Origin of the sequence: Mycobacterium sp. PSTR-4-N (assembly GCF_022348085.1) — a bacterium.
GTDB lineage: Bacteria > Actinomycetota > Actinomycetes > Mycobacteriales > Mycobacteriaceae > Mycobacterium.
Genome location: NZ_JAKRFN010000001.1, coordinates 390,214 through 412,481, shown reverse-complemented (window position 1 = coordinate 412,481; position 22,268 = coordinate 390,214). Strand labels below are relative to the sequence as shown.

General features: G+C 67.5%; 20 protein-coding genes. 11 read left to right on the top strand and 9 right to left on the bottom strand.

Annotated elements, in window-relative coordinates; genetic code table 11:
* Positions 1-199: 199 nt before the first annotated feature.
* Positions 200-700, bottom strand: coding sequence for a low molecular weight phosphatase family protein (locus tag MHN84_RS02040; protein ID WP_308192900.1), 501 nt, complete (start codon positions 698-700; stop codon positions 200-202).
* Between the two features lie 332 nt (positions 701-1,032).
* Between MHN84_RS02040 and MHN84_RS02035 the strand changes: the two genes are divergently transcribed.
* Both MHN84_RS02035 and MHN84_RS02030 read left to right on the top strand, forming a co-directional pair.
* Positions 1,033-1,551 (top strand): PH domain-containing protein, encoded by a 519-nt coding sequence (locus tag MHN84_RS02035; protein WP_241202958.1) that lies wholly within the window; start codon positions 1,033-1,035, stop codon positions 1,549-1,551.
* Positions 1,552-1,591: 40 nt separating this feature from the next.
* Entirely contained in the window at positions 1,592-2,176 is a 585-nt protein-coding gene (locus tag MHN84_RS02030; RefSeq protein WP_241202957.1) for a YdcF family protein, read from the top strand.
* Here MHN84_RS02030 and MHN84_RS02025 read toward each other — a convergent pair.
* The 3 genes from MHN84_RS02025 to MHN84_RS02015 are packed head-to-tail and all read right to left on the bottom strand — an operon-like array spanning position 2,173 to position 4,863.
* Positions 2,173-2,544, bottom strand: coding sequence for a hypothetical protein (locus tag MHN84_RS02025; protein ID WP_241202956.1), 372 nt, complete (start codon positions 2,542-2,544; stop codon positions 2,173-2,175). The two genes, MHN84_RS02030 and MHN84_RS02025, sit on opposite strands and share 4 nt — an antisense overlap.
* Positions 2,541-2,909, bottom strand: coding sequence for a chromosome condensation protein CrcB (locus MHN84_RS02020; RefSeq protein WP_241202955.1), 369 nt, complete (start codon positions 2,907-2,909; stop codon positions 2,541-2,543). Before MHN84_RS02020 ends, MHN84_RS02025 begins: the two co-directional genes overlap by 4 nt.
* A gap of 10 nt (positions 2,910-2,919) precedes the next feature.
* The gene (locus MHN84_RS02015) at positions 2,920-4,863 is read right to left on the bottom strand and encodes a hypothetical protein (protein WP_241202954.1); all 1,944 of its coding nucleotides are present in this window, start codon (positions 4,861-4,863) and stop codon (positions 2,920-2,922) included.
* 340 nt (positions 4,864-5,203) lie between these two features.
* Here MHN84_RS02015 and MHN84_RS02010 point away from each other — a divergent pair, with 340 nt between their 5' ends.
* From MHN84_RS02010 to MHN84_RS01995, 4 genes are read left to right on the top strand one after another with little or no spacing between them, the layout of a single operon-like run.
* A complete protein-coding gene (locus tag MHN84_RS02010; protein WP_241202953.1) occupies positions 5,204-6,292 on the top strand; it encodes a hypothetical protein in 1,089 nt (362 codons plus the stop codon).
* Positions 6,289-7,407, top strand: coding sequence for a glycosyltransferase (locus MHN84_RS02005; protein ID WP_241202952.1), 1,119 nt, complete (start codon positions 6,289-6,291; stop codon positions 7,405-7,407). The genes MHN84_RS02010 and MHN84_RS02005 overlap by 4 nt, the downstream gene beginning before the upstream one ends.
* Positions 7,400-8,557: a hypothetical protein gene (locus MHN84_RS02000; RefSeq protein ID WP_241202951.1), complete on the top strand. Its 1,158-nt coding sequence runs from the start codon at positions 7,400-7,402 to the stop codon at positions 8,555-8,557. The genes MHN84_RS02005 and MHN84_RS02000 overlap by 8 nt, the downstream gene beginning before the upstream one ends.
* 2 nt (positions 8,558-8,559) lie before the next feature.
* Positions 8,560-9,855: an oligosaccharide repeat unit polymerase gene (locus tag MHN84_RS01995; protein WP_241202950.1), complete on the top strand. Its 1,296-nt coding sequence runs from the start codon at positions 8,560-8,562 to the stop codon at positions 9,853-9,855.
* On the opposite strand, the gene MHN84_RS01990 is transcribed toward MHN84_RS01995, so the two are convergent.
* Entirely contained in the window at positions 9,852-10,955 is a 1,104-nt protein-coding gene (locus MHN84_RS01990; protein WP_241202949.1) for a glycosyltransferase family 1 protein, read from the bottom strand. The two genes, MHN84_RS01995 and MHN84_RS01990, sit on opposite strands and share 4 nt — an antisense overlap.
* Before the next feature lie 109 nt (positions 10,956-11,064).
* On the opposite strand from MHN84_RS01990, the gene MHN84_RS01985 reads away from it, so the two are divergent.
* The 4 genes from MHN84_RS01985 (at position 11,065) to MHN84_RS01970 (ending at position 15,586) form a co-directional block, all read left to right on the top strand.
* A complete protein-coding gene (locus MHN84_RS01985) occupies positions 11,065-11,787 on the top strand; it encodes a GAF domain-containing protein (protein WP_374238291.1) in 723 nt (240 codons plus the stop codon).
* Positions 11,788-11,923: 136 nt separating this feature from the next.
* Positions 11,924-13,462 (top strand): sugar transferase, encoded by a 1,539-nt coding sequence (locus MHN84_RS01980; protein ID WP_241202947.1) that lies wholly within the window; start codon positions 11,924-11,926, stop codon positions 13,460-13,462.
* 78 nt (positions 13,463-13,540) lie between these two features.
* The gene (locus MHN84_RS01975) at positions 13,541-14,194 is read left to right on the top strand and encodes an undecaprenyl diphosphate synthase family protein (protein WP_241202946.1); all 654 of its coding nucleotides are present in this window, start codon (positions 13,541-13,543) and stop codon (positions 14,192-14,194) included.
* 3 nt (positions 14,195-14,197) lie between these two features.
* Positions 14,198-15,586 (top strand): FAD-dependent oxidoreductase, encoded by a 1,389-nt coding sequence (locus MHN84_RS01970; RefSeq protein ID WP_241202945.1) that lies wholly within the window; start codon positions 14,198-14,200, stop codon positions 15,584-15,586.
* Here the strand turns inward: MHN84_RS01970 and MHN84_RS01965 are convergent.
* Together MHN84_RS01965 and MHN84_RS01960 are read right to left on the bottom strand one after the other, a co-directional pair.
* Positions 15,583-17,859, bottom strand: a complete 2,277-nt coding sequence (locus MHN84_RS01965; RefSeq protein ID WP_241202944.1) for a glycosyl hydrolase family 28-related protein — start codon at positions 17,857-17,859, stop codon at positions 15,583-15,585. The two genes, MHN84_RS01970 and MHN84_RS01965, sit on opposite strands and share 4 nt — an antisense overlap.
* A gap of 78 nt (positions 17,860-17,937) precedes the next feature.
* Positions 17,938-18,552, bottom strand: a complete 615-nt coding sequence (locus MHN84_RS01960; protein WP_241202943.1) for a GtrA family protein — start codon at positions 18,550-18,552, stop codon at positions 17,938-17,940.
* 85 nt (positions 18,553-18,637) lie between these two features.
* Here MHN84_RS01960 and MHN84_RS01955 point away from each other — a divergent pair, with 85 nt between their 5' ends.
* Positions 18,638-19,846 carry a 5-(carboxyamino)imidazole ribonucleotide synthase gene (locus tag MHN84_RS01955; protein WP_308192905.1) on the top strand — a complete coding sequence of 403 codons (1,209 nt, stop codon included), beginning with the start codon at positions 18,638-18,640 and terminating at the stop codon, positions 19,844-19,846.
* On the opposite strand, the gene MHN84_RS01950 is transcribed toward MHN84_RS01955, so the two are convergent.
* Both MHN84_RS01950 and MHN84_RS01945 read right to left on the bottom strand, forming a co-directional pair.
* The gene (locus MHN84_RS01950; RefSeq protein WP_241202942.1) at positions 19,839-20,930 is read right to left on the bottom strand and encodes an NADH:flavin oxidoreductase/NADH oxidase; all 1,092 of its coding nucleotides are present in this window, start codon (positions 20,928-20,930) and stop codon (positions 19,839-19,841) included. The two genes, MHN84_RS01955 and MHN84_RS01950, sit on opposite strands and share 8 nt — an antisense overlap.
* A complete protein-coding gene (locus tag MHN84_RS01945; protein ID WP_241202941.1) occupies positions 20,927-22,267 on the bottom strand; it encodes an MFS transporter in 1,341 nt (446 codons plus the stop codon). Before MHN84_RS01945 ends, MHN84_RS01950 begins: the two co-directional genes overlap by 4 nt.
* Position 22,268 lies beyond the last annotated feature (1 nt).

Below are 22,268 nucleotides of genomic sequence, written 5' to 3'. Positions count from 1 at the left end.
TGGACCGTATTCAGAGAACATACCCGCCACATTTGCGACGTGGATACATGAACCGTCTCACATGTCGGGAGATGCGACCGTAGCCTGTGTGCTGGTGCGGGCCGCAGGCTTGCCGCGGAGGGTAGCCGTAATAGTAGGCCTCCATAAATTGCTGATCCCGACTCACGCTAATCCGGGGCATACTTGATGCTGGCTTTTGCTAGCCTAAGCCTAGTATTGGCGGCAACAACTCCGCGATCTGCCCGGCGACTATCTCGAAAATTTCTGCTCTTTGATCTATAGGATCTGTGATGTCGAGAAACTCAGTGAGCGTTATCTGCGACCGAACAGCCGAGAGGGTGGTGACGTCGCCAGCCTCAAATCGTACGGCGAGGGTTGATGCTTCGGCCAATGTGAAACATTTTCGAAGCGCCTGAGGTGCAAGCTCAAGGACTGCGTCGCGGTGTGCTTTTGTCATGCCGAGTATCAAGTCAGCAGACGCGACGCCACGAGTAGTTAGCCTTCGGGCCTCGAAGTCGGACGGGTCGGCGCCGCGGCGCTTGAGCGCGTGTGCCGCTTCGGGGTGGATCGGATGCCCAACGAGGGCGCGTGTGCCTGCGCTGGACGCGCGGAAGCTGGACATGTTTCGTTCCAGCGCATAGAAGGTCGAAAGCCGCTCAGCAATTGGTGAACGACAGATGTTGCCGGTGCAGACGAACAAAACGTGCAGAGGGTGCTCCTATCATCAGCCCCGTAACGGGTCTCAGCGGCGCAGGCTGCGTTCGCCGCCTGAAGGTTGACAACATGCTAGCGGCGGTAAGGCTTGTTGCAAGCCATTGAATAGCTAGTGGTGTGCCGGTATTCGGCCCGGACGCTGGATACGCGGAGAGCTCGCTTTTCTGAATTTTGACACTGTACGCAGTTCATGCAGGATGCCATTCGAAACGGTATATGAGGGCTTCACGGCTCTCCGCGCTAGCTAAATTGACAGACTTAGTTATCGCGAACCGGGGCACAAGTGCAGGAAAGAGCCTTTCTTAGTACAGTCCTTCCGTGGGCCATCCAGAGAACGTGCTGGGCAGAGGCGAACAGGTAGTCCTGCACCGCCATCCGCACTGGGGGCGTCTTTTCGTGCCTGCGCTCGTCCTTATTCTGGCGAGTGCCGCGGCCGCGTTCGTTGCCGGCTACGTCAACTCCCTCGTCTGGGAGTTACCTGCGAAGAGGATTGTCTTCCTCGTCATCGCCGCCCTCTGCCTCATCCTCGTTGGCTGGCTTTCCATCTGGCCGTTCCTCATCTGGTGGACTACTCACTTCGTCATCACCGACCGTCGGGTGATGTACCGCTACGGTCTGATCACTCGCTCGGGGATCGATATCCCGCTCGCCCGCATCAACAGCGTCGAATTCCAGCATGGCCTACTCGACCGCATCCTGCGCACCGGCACGCTCATCATCGAGTCCGCGTCACAAGATCCCTTGGAGTTCGACGACATTCCCCGGGTTGAGCGCGTGCACTCCCTTCTCTACCACGAGGTTTTCGACACCCTTGGCTCGGAGGAGTCTGCGAGCTGAGGCGCTGCGCGACCCGTATCTCTGCAATACCCTTCACCGCATGGGGGAGAGGCGACGGTCTGGTGTTAGAGCCGGACCGCTGCCGGCCGCCGTCTATACGTTGATAGCGGCGCTCTTCCTTAACGGCGCCTCCGGCACCCTGTGGTTCGCGCACGCCCGCCCCGACTCGCTCACGAAGGTCGACGCCATCGTCGTCCTAAGCGGCGAACACGACGGTCGCGAAGCTTACGGAATCGAGCTCGCCAACCAAGGTTACGCGCCCACGGTGCTGATATCTAACCCTCACGGACCCCGTGACCCGGTGATGAAACGTTCCTGTCAGCGAAGGGCAACAATTGAGGTCATTTGTCGCCCGCCGGTGCCGGCCACCACCCGGGGTGAGGCTCTGATGGCGCGCGCCCTCGCCGAGCAGCGCGGCTGGCGCTCGGTGATCGTGATCAGCTGGCAGTACCATCTGCCCCGCGCGCGGCGGATCTTCGACGTCTGCTTCGCCCCGCCTAACCGCACCGTGGTCATGCGCGATGTACCCCGCACCTACCCGTTCTCGGTTGCCCAGTGGCAGTACACATTCCTCTACCAGTACGCCGCCTGGGTGAAAGCCGAAGTGCAGGGCTCCTGCGATTAACCGATCTTGCGGTACAGCGTCGCGCCGCCGCGCACCGCGAGATAACCCAGGAGCGCGAACGTCACCCCGACCGCGCAATACACTCCCACCTTCTTGCCGGCCGACACCGTGCTGCGCACAGGCGCATCACCGCCCACCCACATCGGCGACGCCAGCGTGAACGCCACCATGCTTGCTGCCGAACCCAGCACGCCGTACCCCAGCACAGCCGTTACGCCCGGTGAAACACGTTGTGTCGACAGCATTCCGGCCAGCCCGCACACGACCGCCGTCGCCGTCACCAACCGCGTCGACGATGGCCGGCGCAGCAGCAGCGCGCCGATCGTCGATCCGATCGCGCCGCCGAGCGCGACCAGCACCCACGTCATCGGGTCGCCACCCGCGCGGCCAGCAGTCCGCACAGCAGGCCGGCGAGGGCTGCGGCCGGCACCCCGATGAGAAAAGCGAGCGAAAGCCTCGGCGGCTGGCTGATGGTCAGCAGGGACCAAGCGCTGAGACTTGCTGCGCTGGCGCACATTCCGAAAAGTGCTGCGCGCACCGTCGACATTGCACCGCTTGCGACGATGAAGCCGGCCACCGCGAACGCGACCGCTGCCGTGACCGCGGTGGAGACCCATAACTGCTTGGGTTGCGGCCATGCAATGGCCGTCGCATACCGCACTAGTGCACCCATCGTGCCGCCGACCACCAGCGCCACGGTATGGGTGCGGGCAGGACGGTGTCGACCGGGCATGCCTTCCAGGCTATGCCGACGACGCTCTGGCGGCCCCCCGGCGCCGCCAGACGAGCGCGGCGACGAGCGCCACCGCGACGGCAGCGCAGCCCAACGCAATCCAGAGCGCCGTCGGCACCGCGTCACCGTCGGCAGGAGGCGAATCAATGTCGCCCGGTCCGATGGTGAGTTCGGCTACGGTGCCCGCCGCGCCGGCGGCCAGCACGTCACCATTGAGCGACGACCATCCGTCGGGCAGTTGGTCGATGTAGCCGAACAGCGGATTGACCAGCGACCAGGCGCCACTCGTGGTGACCAGCACGACCGTGCGGTTCCGGGGCGCGTCGGCGAACACCTGGATCGAGCCCAGCCCGTTGGCGATGTCGGCACGTAAGGGATCGCGCAGATCGACCTGGGTGTCCGCGCTCTTGCCGGTGACTGGCGGCCGCAGCGAGGTCGGTTCGAGGGTGGCGTTGTTCGCCACGATCAGCGCGCCCGTCGTGGCGCCCGCCGCTGCCTTGACGTCGACCACGCGGGGCTGCAACGGCGTACCGGTCCGCTGCGCGATGTCCGCGACGATCCGGGTGGCGTAATCCAGTTGATTCGGGTTGCTGCCGTCCAGCGCGACAAGGAATTCCGGGGCGAATTCGGCCGGCACCGCCGCGAAGCCGCCCGCCGCGTCACCACCGCGCTGCACAGTGATCGTCGAACGCGGATCCAGTTGGAACGTCACCGGCGCGATCGTCGGACTGCACAGCTGCCGCGGGCTGAATGTCAGGTCGACGTCGAAAACGATGCGCTGACGCAGGAATTCGGCCGGCACCGTGAACGTGGCATCCACCCGGCCGGTATCGCGCAGCGGCGCCGTGTACACCGCCTGCCCGCCCACGCTGACCGTCACACTCGCCGAATCGGTGGCAGACACCGGGGTGTGGGTGGCCAGCAGGTGCACCGACATCCCCGAGATCCGGCCACCGAAGGCCGACCGGTCCACCCCCGTACTGAACTGCGCCGTCCGCAACACCGACGCCTCACCGCTGATGCCCAGCTGCTGGAATGTCATCTCATCGGATGCGGGAGCGCCGGAGGAGCCGGCCTGATCCACCCGCGCGGCAGGCACCTGCGCCAGCGACTGCAGCTGGTTGCTCACCAACGACACCTGATCGCTGAGCTGATTGCCGCGGCCGGTGACCTTCAGGAAGACGTTGGCCCGGTCGGGGTTGACGACGGCCATTGCCGCGTCGCCGTTCTCGACGACCACGGCGCGTTCGAACCGCGGTGCGGCCGGGGGAGTCGCCCCGCGCGGTTGGCTGACCACCGTGATCGCCGGCACCTGCGGTTGATAGATCCGGGCGACCGCCGAGGCGAGCGTCAACACCGCCTGCTTCTCGGCATCGTTGGCGTCGATGGGGGCGTAGATCGTGAGCCGTTGCAGCACGGGCGGAAAGAACGAGGCGACGGTCGTGGGCGCGGGCTCTGTCCCGGTGAACACCGCCACCAGATCGCTCAACATCACCTGCTGACCCAGCCCGCACCGCTCATCCATCGACAGCGGCGGCTCCCGCACCGTGAACGACAGTCCCATCGCGTTGCCGTTGACTGCCGCGGTGGAGATGTCGATGTCGAACGGCACCACGACCTGATCCGGCGCCACCGCCGGCAGCGGGATCGTGCCGAGGACAGTGCCTGCACTGTCGTCGATTTCGACGAAGCCCGCGGTCGCGTCGACCGGTGCATGGATTAGCCCGCGCAGCCGGGTGGCGCCGAAACCCGAGGGCACCGGGACTGTGACGCTTTGTGTCGTGTTGGCTCCCGTGATCGTCACCGACTTCGGCAATCCGATGCCGGGCCACGGGAGAGCAACCTCAGGTCCCGCGCCGGGCGGCGCATCAAGTGGGTCTGCTTGGGCCGCGGGCAGGGGTCCGGCGAGCGCGAGCAGCAACACCGAAATCGCGATCACGGCGACTGCTGTCATCGTCGAACGATGTGATGACGTCGAACCGGAACGACTGCACCCGACAGACACCGCGGCTCCCGTTCGCGTCGATGGGCTTTCGACAAGCTCCCCGACGTCGGACGATACCGCCCGGCCCGGGATCGCACGCCGTAACGCGCCGCCGAATCCGACCGCTCCACCGGCGGTGAGCATCTCCATTCTGTACCGATGTACCGATCCGACCCGGCAAAGCGGTGCAACGGCCTTACGATATGGTTCGCAGCGATTCAGGGGACGGAGCGTTACTGGTTTGTCAGCCAACGCATCGGTAGTGCCCGCATCGGCGCTCGCGCTCATCTCCGCGCAGGAATCACGACTCGTGAGGACCACGCTGCTCCTCTACGGGGTGATCGGTGTGTGCATCGGCGCCCTCATCGGGGGAGGTGCTTTCGCCGTGATGCCGACCGATACGACGGCAACGGCGTTCCTGCGCTTGCGTAATCCTGCCGATCTCGCGGCCCTCGCCACCGGCGCCAGTCAGGTGACTCCGGACAACCAGTCGAACACCGGCAACTTCGTCGCCGGCGAGATCGCCTACCTGTCCGGCGAAGGGTTCGCTCAAGCCGTGGGCAACAAGCTCGCGCTCGACGAGCCGCCCGAGCTCAACATCGCCCAGGCCAACGAATCCACCGTGGTGACCATCAGCGCGAGCAGCAGCGAGCGAGACGACGCCATCCGCGAGGTGCAGACCGCGATCGACCTCTACCGCGAACAGCTCGCCCAACGCGTCGACGCCCAGATACGCACGATCCTGCCGACGCTGACGCAGTGGCAACAGAACGACATCACCGACCCCTTGCGTATGCAGGAACTCCAGCGCATCCGGGAGAGCGTCGAACTGCAGGGCGCCCAATCCAGCGATCTGCTCGTCATGCAGCCGCCGACGCCCAACCATCCCGCCTCGCAGCAGTGGTTGATGGGAGCGCTGCTCGGAGCGCTGGTCGGTGGGGCGGGCGCCGTGGCGGTTCCGCTGCTGCGGCGCCGCCGCAGTGGACGGGCCGCGATGGTGCAGACCCTGACCGACGACGTCGACGCCATCGCGGTGCCCGCCGTCGAGTTGACGGCCTCCGATCGCGGGGTCGCTCGCACGCTGGCCGCCCAACTCGGCCCCGCAGCGGGGCCGCGCGTCGTCGTCGTCGCCGGCGCATCCGCGGGGTCAGGCACCGCGGTCGTGATCACGCTGCTGGCGTCGGCGGTTGACGGGGACGTCGTCGACGCCGGCGCCGTCGATGAATCGACGCTGACCGCCGACCTCGTCGCGTCGGCGACCGACATTGTGCTGGTGGCCCGGCTCGACCACGACACCGCGGCAGACGCGGTGGCGCTGCGCTCCGCCACGACCTCCGACGCGGCTCGGGTGATCGCGGTACTGACCTACCGGCGACGCCGCTTCCGGGGTGCGCGATGAATGTTGCGATCGTCCACGAGCGACTCACCGAGATCGCCGGTTCGGAGAACGTGACGGCCGAATTGGCCCGGCAGTGGCCCGACGCGCCGGTGCACATCCCGATCGTCGACCCCCGGGTCCAGGCCGACTTCGCCTCCCGCGTGCAGACAGGCCCCCTGTCGACGGGCTACCGTTTGGCCCGCTACCGCAGCTACGCCCCGCTGCTGCCGCTCGTGCCGGGGTGGTTCCGCCGCCGCGACTTCGGTTCTGCCGAGGCGGTTCTGATCAGCCACCACATCTTCGCGTCGTCCGCCGTGCACGCCGCCGGCGCGCGAGCGACCGTGGTCTACGTGCACTCCCCGGCGCGATGGGCCTGGGACGCCGACATGCGGCGGCAGGAATCGGACTCGCTGCCCGGCCGCCTCGCACTCGATGCGCTGGCCCGGATCGCCATCAAGACCGAGCTGGCCGCCGCGCCGCTCATCACGACGATCGTGGCCAACAGTTCCGCAGTGGCGCAACGCATCTCCCAGCACTGGGGACGGGAGGCCACCGTCGTGCACCCGCCGGTCAACGTCGATTACTTCACGCTCGACCGGGACATCCCGAAAGGCGACTTCTTCCTCCTGCCCGGCCGGCTCGTCGGCTACAAGCGCCCCGACGTCGCGATCCGTGCCGCGCGGCGAGCCGGTGTTCCGCTCGTGGTCGCCGGCGACGGCCGCGACGCCGCCCGGTGCCGCAAACTGGCCGACGGGGCCGACGTGACGTTCCTGGGCCGGGTCTCCGACGAGGACCTGCGCGACGTCTACCGGCGGGCCACCGCGATGGTGATGCCGGGGGAGGAGGACTTCGGCATAACCCCGGTGGAGGCGATGGCCTGCGGCACCCCAGTCATCGCTCTCGGCGTGGGCGGCGCGCTCGACAGCGTGGTCGACGGCGTCACCGGCACCTTCGTCACCGGCGGCGACGACGCGGCGGTGGTCGACCAGTTCGCCGAGAAGATGGCCTCTTTCGACGGTCGGGCCTACGACCCGGCCGAGATCCGGCTGCACGCCCAAGGGTTCTCGCCCGAGCGGTTCCGCCAGCAGATGGCCGATGTGGTGGCCCAGACACTGGCGACGCGGCGCGATGGTTGACACCCGGCACCTACACACCGGTGTCCAGGTCGTTGCGGGACTGGCGCTCAACGTCTTTCCCGCCATCTTCATCGCGATCTACGCCCGCATCGCACCCATCGACACCCAGGGCTTCCTCGCGCTCGCACTCGCCATCGGTGTCTACATCGCGCAGCTGCTCAACGCATTCGTGGTCGAAGGGCGACTCGCCACCCCCGACGCCCACGGTGAGCTCGGCTTGCCGCTGTGGGTGGTGCTGTTCACCGCCGGTGCCGCCGGCCTGCTGATCGCCTCGCCCGCCGTGGCCCCGTCGGCGGTGCTCCTGGCCAGCGCGACCGGCGTGATGACCGGTCTGCTGATGTCCCGTTCGATCGGGGTGGTGACCGGCGACTGGAAGCGGGAGGGCTTCGGCGCGTCCGCGCTGATCGTCGCCAGCTTGCTGGCGCTGTGGCTCGCGCACGTGCAGAACCCGCACTGCGTACGCGTCCTGGCGGTCGGCGCCCTGCTCGCCGTCGCTTCCCGCTACCGGCCCGGAAAAGGCATGCCGCGCCAGGGCTTTCCGCCCGACGTGCGACGGTCCGCGTGGGTCACCGCCGAAACCGCCGTCGTCGGCGCCGTCCAGCCCGCGATCACCTCCGTGGTCCTGGTGCTCGTCGGTCCCGCGGCGTCGGTGACGTTCCGGATCATCACCACCGTCGCCGGCGCGGTCGAGCCGATCTTGGCCTACGGCCGGTACCGGCTGCTGGCGCACGGCCACCGCGGGGAGATCCGCTCGTTCGTCGCGGTGTTCGCCGCCGGCATGGCGGCCGTGTTGATCGCCGCTTTCGGCGGGCTCGGCAGTCTGGTCTTCGGCCCCGCCTGGGCCAACGTCGGCGTCGTCGCACTCCTGCTCGGTGCGCTGTGGAAGGTGTTCACGCTGGTGTCCACGGTGCCGTTCGCCGCCCTGCGCAAGGCGGGAATGACGGTGCAGGTGTTCTGGATTCGCGGCGCCAGCACCATCGTCTACCTCGTGGTCAGCGTGGCGTTCCTGCTCGTGTGGAAATCCACGGTGGCGATCTTCCTGGCCTTCGCGCTGTCGGAACTGATCACCGCAATCGTGTATCACTGCGCGGCAGTGCGGGGCGCACCCGAGTACGCCGAGGACTTCCGGCGCCGGGAACGGCAGACCTGACGATGCTCGCCGAACCGAGCAGCCCCGCACGGTCCTGGTGGTTCAACCCTGCCGTGCTGATCTCGGCGCCGGTGCTGCTCTCGTTCCTGGCGTGGATCCTGCTGGTGGCCCAACAGCGCTTCGACCCGGCTCGCACGGCATCCGAAGCGCTGAACGGATTCTCCACGCCGGCGCCGGTCAGCGGGCGCGGGCTCGCGCTGCTGGTGCTGTGGTACAGCGCGATCCTGCTGGTGTCCATGGTGGGGTACTGGCTGGGCGCACAACGCTTCCGGCCGCACTCAGCCGCCGACGGTGGCCGCACGAGTACCGCGTGGTTCGAGCGGCGGTACTTCGCGATCCTGTTGACGGCCGGTGTCATCGGCGTCGGCTACGCGTTCCTCAAAGTCGGCGGGGTCAACGCGATCGTCAACTCGCTGTCCGAGCAGACCGCCAACGACTTCAGCAATGCGCTGTCCGGGTTCGCCGGCCCGCAGACGTTGCGCTACGCCACGATTCTCGCCGCGCCACTCGGGGTTCATCTGTGGCAGAAGAAGGTCATCGGGTGGGTGCCCATGATCGCGGCCGTGCTTCTGCTGCTGGCGAATTCGATGATCGCGTCGCGTCTGGCACTGTTGATGGCCGCCACCGTCTACCTCGCCGCACGGGTGCGCAGCGCCCCCGCCCGTCCCGCGCTGCGCCGGTCCAGTGCCCAGACATTGGTCGCGCTCATCCTGGTGGCGGCCGCCGGGTTCGGCGCGCTGACCGCGCTGAACTACGTGCGCAACGCGAACTACTACCGGGAAGCCGGTGTGTCGAACCCGATCGCCATGAACGCCTACCAGATGGGCGCCTACCTGGCGGTGCCCGCGCAGGTGTCGCTCGGAGTGTCCGATGCGGTGGGCCGCGGCGCGTGGGAGCAACGTGGTGGGCCGGTCTCGTCGTTCGAGGCCGTGCAGCCGACGTTCCTGCAATTCAACAAGGTCACCAAAGACGAGAGCTGGAAGCAGGCCTCGACCTACGGATTCTCGATGACGTTCGCGGGTAACTTCTTCACCAACTCGGTTTTCGCCGACATCTACTCGGTGTACGGCGCGTGGGGCTGGTTCTACACCATCATCGCCTACGGATTCGCCGGCTACCTGTTCGCGCGCATCTTCCGGCTGGGCCCTGTGCTCGCGGCGTCCGCCGGGGTGGTGGGTTACTGCTTTCTCGAGGTGTGGCGCGTCCAGATCCTCAGCTACGGGATCGTGGTGTTCCTGCTCCTGCTGACCGCGGGCAGCGCCCTGCTGGCGACCCGCATCCGGCCGCCCGCCGACTAGCGCATCAGGTCCGCGCAGATGGTCTCCGCCGCCGCTGTCGCATCGATGCTCCGTTGGCGCGCGACCACGTGGGCCCGCCCACGCGCGGCGAGCTCGTGGCGCGCCGTGGCGTCGAGGCAATACCTCCGCAGCAGCTGCGCGAGACCGTCGACATCGTGGGGATCGAAGAACTCCGCACCGTCACCGCATGTCTCCCGCAGCGCCGGGATGCTCGAGGACAACACCGGCGTGCCCGCGGCCATCGCCTCCACCGGCGGCAACCCGGCTCCCTCGTAGAGCGACGGCATGACCAGCATGTCCGCCGACGCCACCAGCGCGCGCAGCACCGCGAAATCCACCTGACCGGTCACCACCACCCGGTCCCCGAAAGACTCCGCGAGGTGGCGGACCCGGTCGTCCATCGTGCGCAGCGAGGCGCCGCCGCCGGCCACCACGACGGTGTGCGGAACCTCTCCGCTGACCCGCGCGAAAGCCTCGAGGAGGAGCGGAAGGTTCTTGTGCCGCTTGGTATTACCGACATAGAGCATGAAGGGTCCGGTGACCGGCAGTGGGCTCTGTTCCGGCGGGGTGAACCACACCTCGTCCACGGGTATCGGGGTCACGACCACCGATGCCGATCGGGGGAGCAGGGCGCGGGTGGCCTCGGAGACCGTGACGATGCGGGTGCTCCAGCGGGCATCGGCGCTCAACATGGCGCGTGCATACATCCGGCGCGCGAGGCCCTGCCCGCTGATCGCTTCCGGCAGTACGTGAATCGTGTCGTGCACCGTCAGGTAGGTGAGGACACCGCGGTGCCGCGGTGCCAGCCGGGCAAGGGGAAACGGGTAGTGGGGCAACCACATTGCGCGTGGCCGGCACTCGTTCAACGCGTGCAGCCACACCTTCTGTTCGGCCGGGGTGTACATTGCGGCGTTCTGCGGCTGTGCGCGCAGCAGCGTCGTGCTCGCCGCCAGCTCCGGTGCGGTGTCGTCGTCGGCGAGCACGGTCAAGTTCAGCCCGTGCCGCGCGGTCACCTCTTCGAGGAACGGCAACTGCGTGCGGATATAGGTTCCGATGCCGCTCTGGCGGATGTGGCGAGCGTCGAAGAGGAGATCCGTCATGGCCCATGCCTCCCCGTCGCCGACGGCCCTCATATTACGGTCCCATTGTCTGATGGCGGGTTCACTTGCTTCGGCATCGGCTGACGCCGATGTCAGATACCGTTGTATGGTGACCGGCTCCCTGAAGCGTTTCGATGAGTGGCTCAATCGTGAGCTCGAGCAGTGTGCGCGCGACGCCGGGGAAGACGTCAACACCTACGTCGCCCGCGCGGTCGCCTCGAAGATGGTGGCCGACCGACGGCTGGCCGAGAGCGCTGCCGTCGAGCGGCTCATGAAGCACCTCTCCGAGTCCGGCGTGTTCGCCGGCTCCGACATGCCGAGTGTGTCCACCGTGATCGCAGACCCCGACCGGCTGCGCGCGCTCTACGCCACCGGTCTGCTCGACTCGCCCACCGAAGACGTCTACGACCGGATCACCCGCGCGGCGGCCGACGCGCTGGACGCGCCGCACGCGTTGGTGTCGTTGGTCGACGTCGACCGGCAATTCTTCAAGAGCGCCGCCGGCATGGAACTGCGGACGCCGGAGGAAAGGCAGACGCCACTCGAGCGCTCGCTGTGTCAGTACGCGGTGGCAAATGGCCAAGCGCTGCTGCTCGAAGACGCCCGGTTGGACCCGGTGTTCAAGAACCACCCCGCGGTGCTGGACGGCACCGTCGTTGCGTACCTCGGTATCCCGCTGACGGACAGCGACGGTCATTCCATCGGCACGCTGTGTGTGTTCGACAACAAGCCGCGCCTGTGGGGCACCGGGCACGTGCAGGTGCTGAGCGACCTGGCCGGCATCGCCGCCGAACGGATCTTCCGATCGGGTGGCGGTCAAGCGCCCGGCTGATCCCGCCCCAGTTATCCCGGGCGCCATGGTGCGCCGGGTCATCGAGCAAATTGACATTGACTGATGGCAATTTGACTGCGCCGACCTCCCAGCACACTTACAGTGGGACCCACAGGAGGCGTTTCGGGGGTCGGTGATGCAGGCAGGTTCGGAGCGGGCGACGGATACGCCGAGCACGCATCCCACCCGACCGCACCTGCGTGCCGTCGCCCCGCCTCTTGTCGTCGACAAACCCACTCTGAGGCAGCGCGCTCTCGACCATCTCCGCAACGAAGGTGGCTACGTCGCCGTCACCGTGGGGTTGGATGTCTTGGCTGCCTTCTGGGCAGTACAGATTGCCCAGTGGACGTTCCACGGCCAGGTCGACAGCAGAGGCTTCTTCCCGTGGTCGTGGATTTTCATTCCGATCCTGATCGTCATGCTGGTGACCCGCAGAATGTACAAGCGCAAGCTCAACGACCGGTTTCTCGACGAGTTCGAGCCTCTGGAGACATCTCTTGCGGTATCCGCGCTGTTCACCCTCGCCGTGATGTCGTGGGCCATCCCCCCATGGCCCAAGGGCACCGTGGTCCCTGAGTACATCCGGGCCACCGAGATCATCCTTCGCGTCTGGGTGCTGGCAGCGGTTCTCGTCCCTCTGGCGCGCTTCACGCGGTTGCTCGTGCAGCGGTACCTACGGCGCAAGTACTCCTTCGGCAAGCCCGCCATCATCGTCGGCACCGGGCCCATCGCCCACCAACTGATCACCCGGATGCGGCAGGTACCCGACTACGGGCTGCGCCCGGTCGGCATCATCGACGACATGCGACCGGTCACCATCGAGGCCGAGGGCATCCCTTACCTGGGCACCACGGACAACCTCGAACGCGCTGTCGTGCAGACCGGCGCGGAGAAGCTGATCATCGCGCACTCCACGGTGCCCGACGAGAGGCTTGCTGCGCTCGCGCAGCGCGCCCACCACATGGGCATGAAAGTCCGGGTGGTGCCCCGCATGATGGATGTCGTCGGCGTCGGCGCGACCATCGAGCACATGGGTGGCATCCCACTGATGACGCTCAGCCACGCCAACCCGACCGGCTGGCAGTTCGCGCTCAAACACACCATCGACCGCTCGAGTGCCGCAATCGGTCTGCTGCTGATCTCGCCGCTGTTTCTGACCCTGATGCTGCTGGTCCGGCTCAGCTCACCGGGACCGATCTTCTTCGGCCAGGATCGAATCGGCCGCGACGGCAAGGTGTTCCAGTGCCTGAAGTTCCGCAGTATGCGGCCCGCGGACCCCGCTGCGGCGGCCTTCGCCGTCAAAGACGGGTCGGCGCCCGGCGGCGTCGAGGGTGAGGACCGGCGCACCTGGATCGGCAAGATCATGCGTAAGACGTCGATGGACGAGCTGCCGCAGCTGCTCAACGTGGTCAAGGGCGAGATGAGCCTGGTGGGTCCGCGACCCGAACGTCCAGAATTCGTCGAACTGTTCGAGATGCAGATCCGCCGTTACGGAGACAGGCACCGCGTCAAAGCCGGCATGACCGGATGGGCGCAGGTGCATGGTTTACGCGGGCAGACCTCGATCGCCGACCGCGCCGAGTTCGACAACTTCTACATCGAGAACTGGTCGATTCTGCTCGACATGAAGATCTTGGCACTGACTGTGCTGGCCGTGCTCAAGAGCGCCGAATAGCATTTCCGCCATTCGAATTCGCAACGTCACGTTCCGTATTAGGCTTTGCTAGGGGACTACGCAAGGGTTGGGGGAGGTGTGGAGCACGGGCCGAACCACGTCGGACTGATTCCCGATGGGTTGCGACGCTGGGCCAAGGCTCACGACACCACGCTGGCCGATGCGTATCTGCGCGGCGCGCATCAAGTGGTCGCCATTCTGCAGGCCCTGCGGGGCCACGGCGTCCGTACCGTCACCGTCTACAACCTGAGCCGAGCCAACCTCGGACGCACCGACGACGAACTCGACGCCGTGTACCAGGCCTCGCTGCGATTCCTGACCACGCTGATCCCCGCCGCCTTCGACGCGCAGACAACCAGCCTGCGTCTGCATGGTGACCGAAAAGCGCTGCCCGACAATTACGTTGCCGCCGCGCACGATCTCGAAGTGGCCATGACCGGCACGGACTTCCGCATCAACCTGCTCGCCGCCTACGACGCCTACGACGAGCTGCGCGACGCCTTACAGCGGGCGCAGCAGACGGGCAGCGACATCGCCTCGGCCTTCGAGATCGACGACGTCGACCTCGTCATCCGGACGACCGCCGAACCCCTGCTCAGCGGATTCCTCCCGCTGCAAAGCCAATACGCGCAGCTCTACTTCCTCACCACCCCGCTCAACGATCTGACGATGGACCAGATCGACGATCTGATCGCCCGCTACCGCGGCGTCCCGCAACTGCGGGGGCGCTGACCCATGACGCGCCGCCCACTGATCATCGGCGCAGGACCCGCCGGCCTGTCCGCCGGCCTGGAACTGGTCCGACGGGGCATCACGCCGACGATCCTCGAATCCTCGGGCCATGTGGGCGGACTCGCCCGCACCCATGCTGACGGGGACTGGCGCATCGACCCGGGCGGGCACCGCTTCTTCACCCGCAGCGAGGAAGTGTCGCAGATCTGGCGGTCCCTCCTGCCGGAGGATCAGTGGTTGGTGGTACCCCGCAGCTCGGCGATGCTGGTGCACGACCGCTTCGTGCGCTACCCGCTGATGGGCCGCGACCTACTGCGCCAACTCAGCCTGCGCGACGGACTCTACGGAGCCGGCAGTTACGCCTGGGCCAGGCTGCGCCGCCAGGCCCAGATCGAGCCACGGCAGGCCAACTTCAAGGAGTGGGGCCGGATGGAGTTCGGCCGCCGCTGGTACGAACTGTTCTTCGACGGCTACGTCCGCAAAACCTGGCTCGCCGACCCCGAGAACATCGCCAGCGACTGGGCCAACCAGCGCATCAAGCCGATCGGCTGGCGCCTGTCTGCCGAGGAGAAGACCGCCGATCAGGACGTCTTCCGCTACCCCCGCCTCGGCCCTGGGCAGGTGTGGGAAGCCGCGGCGGACCAGCTCCGCGCTGCCGGAGCCGACGTCCGGATGAACGCGATGGTGACGCGCGCCGACTACCGCGGCGGTACCTGGAGGTTGACGACCGAGCACGGCGACGTCGTCACCGGGGATGCCTTGTTCTCCAGCATGCCGCTGCGCACGCTGGTCAACGCACTTCGACCCGCCCCGCCGACATACATCCAAACGGTGGCGTCCAACCTGCGGCACCGCTCGCTCATCACGGTGGCGGTGGCGCTGTCGCGCAGCTACGACATTCCCTACAACTGGGTCTACACCCCGGGGCCCAACTTCCACGCCGGCCGGATCCAGAACTACCGGCGCTGGTCGCAGGAGCTGGTTCCGAAAGGCTGGAACGGCACGTTTCTCGGGTTCGAGTACTTTCTGCTGCCCGACCAGGACCTGTGGCTCGCCGACGCCCACAGCCTCAGCGCCATCGTGGAACACGACCTCGGGCAGCTGGGCTTCGCCAAACCGGAGATCCAGAAGGTGATGATCACCCGATCGAAGTTCGCCTACCCCATCCACGACCCCATCCGCGACCGCAGCGTGGTGCGCATCCGCGACCACCTGCGGGAGCACTACCCGTCGCTTCATCCCGTCGGCCGCAACGGGATGCACCACTACGACAACCAGGACCACGCGATGCTCAGCGCCATTCGCAGCGTCGGGAAATGCTTCGGCGAGAACGTCGATCCCTGGCAGGTCAACACGGACCTGAGCTATCACGAGCAGGGGTTGCGCCGCTAGACCGACGGTGTGTCTCCGTAGACCGCGGAGCGCCATGTCGGGCTCGACTCGCCCTGATGCAGCCAGTGCGCGGCGATGCACCAGTCGACGGGTCCGTACGGACCGCCCTGGACCACGATGTCGGAGTCGGTGTCGTCACGGGTGGTCAGGTAGGTGACCTGGTGGACGCGGACGCCGGTGCCGGCGATGTCCTGAGCGGAACTGCCGCCGCCGAGTTCGACGGCCCACCAATCGGATCCGACATGGCTGTCCATGGTCACCACGATGTCGGTGATGTCGACATCGGAGACCTGCAGTAGTTGAACCCCGCGGCCCATCCCCGTGCCTCGGCCGGGGAGATACGCGGTGACGGTGCCGAACGATGCGTCACCCACGCGGTACAGCACCACCGCTGCGCCCTCGGCGGTCGAGGAACTCACGCTACCCACCGTGAGACCCGCGATGTCCTGGATCAGGATGCGTCCCGGCCCGTCGAGTTCCACGTTGTCGAGTACCAGGTTCGACGACGGCAGCACTGCGACGGCCACGCCGTTGCGCAGCTGTCCGGCCCCGAGAATGTTGATGTCGGCGGCGTGACCTGAGACGAGGTGAAGGCCGTCAACGGTCGAATCCCTCAGTGAGGCAAGCAGTATCCCGCCGTTGCCGCCCCCCGTCGGCGAGTCACCCGTCTCGGCTGTGATGTCGTACAGGCTGACACCGGCGAGTTTGCTCGTCGTCGTCGGGGGAGTCTCGACGGCGACCGACCAGTTCGATGCGCCGTGAATCGTGACATCGCTGATCGACACGCCCGAGAAATCCCACCACATCGGATCCTCAGTGCCGTCGATGTTGTTGGTGGCCAACACGATTCCGGTCTGGACGTCGTCGATGGTCACGTCGGAGATGTCGACGTCGCGCGATGCGAGACTCGTCCAGTCACCCGGACCCGTCGCTATCGCCGAGTTCACCTGGACGCCGAAGTCTTTGCCGCTCACCGTCACCTGACCGATCACGATGTCGCGACCGCCCTGCACGCGGACCCCGCTGGCGCGACCGCCGGTCACCGTCACGTGGGTGGCGCTCGAGCCGCTGTTGTTCCAGTCTCCGAGACCGCTCTGGTTGAACGGACCGTCCGTGGGGCCGTAGGTCCAGACCTGGCTGGGGTGGTAGTAGGTGACGAACGCCAAGCCGTCATCACCGGTGTCGATCGCCGTGAGGCCGTCGATCGCCACTCGCCGGCTGGCGTTGACGTGTAGACCGTCGGCCTTGGTGCCGACCGCCATGAAATCGGTGACGGTCACGTCGGAGGCGCCCATGATGACCGCCCCCGTCTGTGGCGCGTTGACCACGCGGGCGTTCGCGATCGTGACGTACTGCACCGTGCCGGTGGACCCCGTCCACCCGGGCGGAGGTGGGGAATCCGACGGCCAGCCGAGCACCGAGATCCCGTCGCCGAAGCTGCGCGCCGACGGCGCGGTGACCCATTCGATCGTCGGGTTGAGGATCGAGACGTGGGAGGCGGCGCCCTCGACGCGGATTCCGTGGCTCGTGCCGTGGCCGGCGGCGTCGAGGTTGTCCATCAGCAGCCGGGAGCCCGGAGCGAACTCGACGGTGACGTCGGAGAGTCCCTTCAGCAGAACCGCGGCGTTGCCGGTCGGATGCTGCTGGGCGAAACGGTAGTCCCCCTCGGGGAAGTACAGGCGTGCGCCGGAGGTCAACGCGGCTTCGGCGGCTTTGATCGCAGCCGAGTCGTCGGTGACGCCGTCACCGACCGCGCCGAAGTCTTTGACGTTCACCGTCGACGTGGTCGAACTCATCAGCGACACCGTCGGCGCTGTGGAGTCGGTTCCTGTCGAGGCGGAGTCACCGAGTTGCCGTCGCGTCCACGCCAGCACCGTCCACTCTGCGGGGGAATCAGCCGGCGGCGGGGAGCCCGTGGCGTCACCGGAGGCATCGGCCGAGTCGCCGGTCACGGTCTCGACGGGACGAGACACCGTGCGTGGTTCGGTGCTGGCCGCGTCATCGTCGGACGCTTCTGCCCGCCGATGCCGGGCCGAGGAGACGGTAGAAGGATCGCTGTGCCGGCGGCTTCTCGGGCGGTCGGAATCCGCGTCGTCGTCGCGCGCCGATCGGGAGGGCCGTGCGACGGCATGCTGTGTGGTCTGCGCCCCGGACACCCCGGCGGTCGATGGGTCGGCGTCCGAGGTGTCGGCGAGAGCGATCCCGCTCGACAGCGCGACGCCGATCCCGGCCGCCGCGATCACTCCGCCGATTCGACAGGCTCGTCCATCCATCGCTCGCGCCCCCTGTGTCGTCGCCCGCGTCAATGGTGGATACACCATAAGACGCCGATGGCGCGGGTGGGTGTGGTCCTAACGACGGGACGAGCGTGTCGACCGCACCGGGCGCCCCGTGCGGTGCCGCAACTCGTACTCGTCCTCCAACGCCTCGGCGATACCGCCGCCGGTCAGCGTGGACTCCAGCGCCTTCTCCGGGTTGCGCGCGAACTCGTCGGGGAAGACGAAACGGCGGAATGCCCAGAAGCGGAACGCCATCTGCAGCAGGTTGCCGACGATGTAGGCGGAGATGAAGTCGGCGATGTTCTCGGTGAACAGCGACACCATCGGCACCCGCAGCATCAACACGTAACTCGAGAACCACAGCGGCGCCATGCTCAACACCACACCCACGGCACTGACCCCGAAGAACAGCAGCGCCTCGTGGTGTTTCTCGCGGCCGCCGCGGTCGCGGAAGCTCCATTCGCGGTTGAGGATGTAGGAGGCGATCACCGCGACGATGCCGGCGATGATCTTCGCCGTCACCGGCTTGGGCTCCAGAATCGTCAACTTGAGCGTGAAGAAGATCGCCGAGTCGATGACGAACGTCGTGGCGCCGACGATGGCGAACTTGATCAGCTCGTGGTGCCGCTCGGCGTAGGGACGGAGCGGCCCAGGGAGACGCTTGATCGTCGCATCGGCAAAGGACACAAGGAGCGAGTCTACGTAACCAACCCGCCAAACTCCCAAGCGCGCAGTAACCGCAGGTCAACCGTGTGGCCCACGTCATGACACGATAGACGCCGTGCCACGAACCGCAACGTCTCGACCCGTCGTCGCCATGGTCGGCGGCGGGCAACTCGCCCGGATGACCCATCAGGCCGCGATCGCGCTCGGTCAGACCCTGCGGGTGCTCGCCATCCGCGCCGACGAGTCCGCCGCCCAGGTGACCCCCGACGTCGTCCTCGGCCACCACACCGACTACGACGCGCTTCGCCGGGTCGCCGACGGTGCGACCGCGCTCACCTTCGACCACGAACACGTCCCCACCGAACTCCTCGAGAAGCTCGTCGCCGACGGGGTGGCCGTCTACCCGCCGCCCGAAGCGCTGGTGCACGCCCAGGACAAGCTGGTGATGCGGCGACGGCTGGCGGCGCTCGGCGCGCCCGTGCCGCGGTTCTCCGAGGTGACGAACACGGGCGAGGCCGAGGCATTCGCCATGGAGGTCGGCGGGCCGGTGGTCATCAAGACCGTGCGCGGCGGCTACGACGGCCGCGGCGTGATCATGGCCAATTCACCCGACGAGGCCCGTGAGATCGTCGGCCGCTACCTGGCCGACGGGGTGCCCGTGATGGTCGAGGAGAAGGTCGCGATGCGGCGCGAACTCGCGGCGCTGGTGGCCCGCTCCCCGTTCGGGCAGGGGGCGGCGTGGCCGGTGGTCGAGACCGTACAGGAGGACGGCATCTGCGTGACGGTGATCGCGCCGGCACCTGATCTCGGCGACCTGGGTTCTGCGGCAACGGAATTGGCGCTCGGGCTGGCGTCCGAACTCGGAGTGGTGGGCGTGCTGGCCGTCGAGCTGTTCGAGACGGTGGACGGCAGGCTGCTGGTCAACGAGCTCGCGATGCGGCCGCACAACTCGGGGCACTGGACCATGGACGGCGCCCGGACCTCACAGTTCGAGCAGCACATCCGCGCGGTGCTGGACTACCCGCTCGGCGACACCTCGCCGCTGACGCCGTACACCGTGATGGGCAACGTGATCGGCGCTGCAGTTCTCCCCGAGATGTCGATGGACGAACGCATCCACCACCTGTGTGCGCGGCTGCCCGAGGCCAAGGTGCACCTCTACGGCAAGGAGGAGCGGCCCGGCCGCAAGATCGGGCACGTCAACATCGTCGGCGAGGACTGGGAGTCCCTGCGCGAACGCGCGGAGCGGGCGGCACACTGGCTCTCGCACGCCGAATGGACCGACGGATGGGACCCCCACTCCGACGTCAGGTGAACGCCCGCGTGTACTGCGGCGGGTAGGGCAGCGCGTGGCCCAGAGCGGCGGCCGCCTGCCGCGCCCACGTCGGGTTGCGCAACAACTCTCTGCCCAGGAACACCGCGTCGGCCTGACCGGTAGCCACGATGGCCTCTGCCTGCTCGACGTCGGTGATCAACCCGACTGCCGACGTCGGCACCCCGGTCTTCGCGCGGACCGCCTGCGCGAATGGCGCCTGATATCCCGGCCCGACGGTGATCGGGGCGTCGTGCACGATACCGCCGCTGGACACGTCGACCAGGTCGACGCCGAGTTCGTGCACCACCGATGCCAATTCGACCGTGTCGGCGACGGTCCAGCCGGGCCGCTTGTCGTCGGTGTCGTCAGCGAGCCAGTCGGTGGCCGACACCCGCATGAACAGCGGCAGGTTCGCCGGCCAGTGTCGGCGCACTTCGGTGACGACCTCGGAGGCGAACCGCATCCGGTTGGCCAGCGTGCCGCCGTAGCGGTCGGTGCGCCGGTTCGCCTGCGGCGACAGGAACTGGTGGATGAGATACCCGTGGGCGGCGTGCAGCTCGAGCACCTCGAAGCCGGCCTGCGCCGCGCGGCCGGCGGCCGCGCCGAAAGCGGCGACCAGTGAGGCGATGTCGGCGGTGCTCAGCTCGGCCGGTGCGGGAAGTCGGCCGAACGGCACCGGGCTGGGCGCCGTCGTCGGCCACGTGTTCTGCGCCCGCTGCGGGTCGGACCACGGCCGGCCCGTCGACCCCTTCCGCCCCGCGTGCACCAGCTGAATCCCGGGAACGGCGCCCAGCCCGCGAAGGAACGTCGTGATCCGGCGGAAGGCCTGCGCCTGCGTGTCGTTCCACAACCCCAGGTCGTAGTCGCTGCTGCGGCCCGCCGGGTCGACCGCCGTCGCCTCCACCATCACCAGCGCCGCCCCGCCCGCGGCTCGGGCACCCAGATGCGCGAGGTGCCAGTCCGTCGGTGTGCCGATGTCCGGTCCGTCGGGCACGGCGGCGAACTGCATCATCGGCGACATCCACACCCGGTGTGGGAACGTCACGCCGCGCAGCGTCAGCGGATCGAACAGATGAGTCGTCATCGGGGGCTCACCTGCGTCTGCGGTTCCGCGGGCAGGGGCATGCCACGGGTCTCGGGCGCGAACGCCAACCCGATCACGGCGACGATGCCCAGCGCCGCGACCGACGCGGTGGCCAACCCGAGGTTGCCGTCGAACCAGGAGACTGCGATCACGCCCGCCACGAGCGGTCCGAAGGCAGTGACGAACCGGCCGGCGCTGTTGCACACCGCCAGCGCCGTGGCCCGCACACTGACCGGGAACAACTCCGGGCCGTAGATGAACGTGCCCGACAGCGCGCCGAACAACCCGAACCCGAGGATCGGCATCGCGATCAAGTACTCGGTGTAGGTGCGGTCGAACGCGAACGTCGCCACGATCGCGGCGGCCGAGACCGCAAAACACAACCCGAAGGTCTTGCGCCGCCCGAACGCGTCGGCCAAAAAGCCCCATACCGCGTACCCGATGATGCCGCCGGCGTTGAAGAGCATCGAGGCGATCGCGACGCGGTGATCGGCCGTCTCCTTCGACAGCCCGTCGGATGTGGTGAACTGCCGGATGATCTGGGGGTACCACGTCGACACACTCCAGAACGCGAGCAGCGAACCGGTGGCGAGCGCGGTGCACACCAACGTGGGGGTCAGCAACGGCTTGGTGAAGAGTCGGCGGAGAACGAACGTGTCTTTTTCGTTGCGGCGCTTGAGATCTCGGCGGCGATCGAGGTGTGCGCCCACTTCCTCCGGTTCTGGAACGTAGCGACGGATGAACCAGACGAGTAGAGCCGGCACCACGGCCAGGCCGAGCATCAGACGCCAGCCGTAGTGGCCGAGTGCGGCGTACACCGCTGCGGCGACGAAGAATCCGCCCGCGTAGCCGCTCATCATGATGCCGCCCGCGCGGGCCCGGAACCTGTTACGCCACGTCTCCGCGATGAGGGCTGCGCCGACGGGCGCCTCGACACCGGACCCGATACCGGCGATGAACCGCAGGAGCGCGAGCTGCCACCACGTGTCGGAGAAGGCTGCCAGCGCGGTGAACACCGCGTAGGTGAGGATGCCCAGCGACAGCACCCGGGTGCGGCCGAAGTAGTCGGCCAGCATGCCGAAGCAGATGCCGCCGACCGCCCAACCGAGCAGGAACATCGTCACCGTCAGGCCGCCGTAGAAGCCGATCGCCGACGGCGTGACGTCGATGCCGCTGTGCGGCAACAACTCCGACATCGTCGGCCCCAGCACCAGCACGTAGAGGCTGCCCGCGAAGCCGTCGAGGCCCCAGCCCAGTGTCGTCCCCGCCAGCACCAGCCACTGCACCCGGCTGATCTCACTGCGCCACCCGGCGCGGCGTCGTGTCTGTGTCGTCATC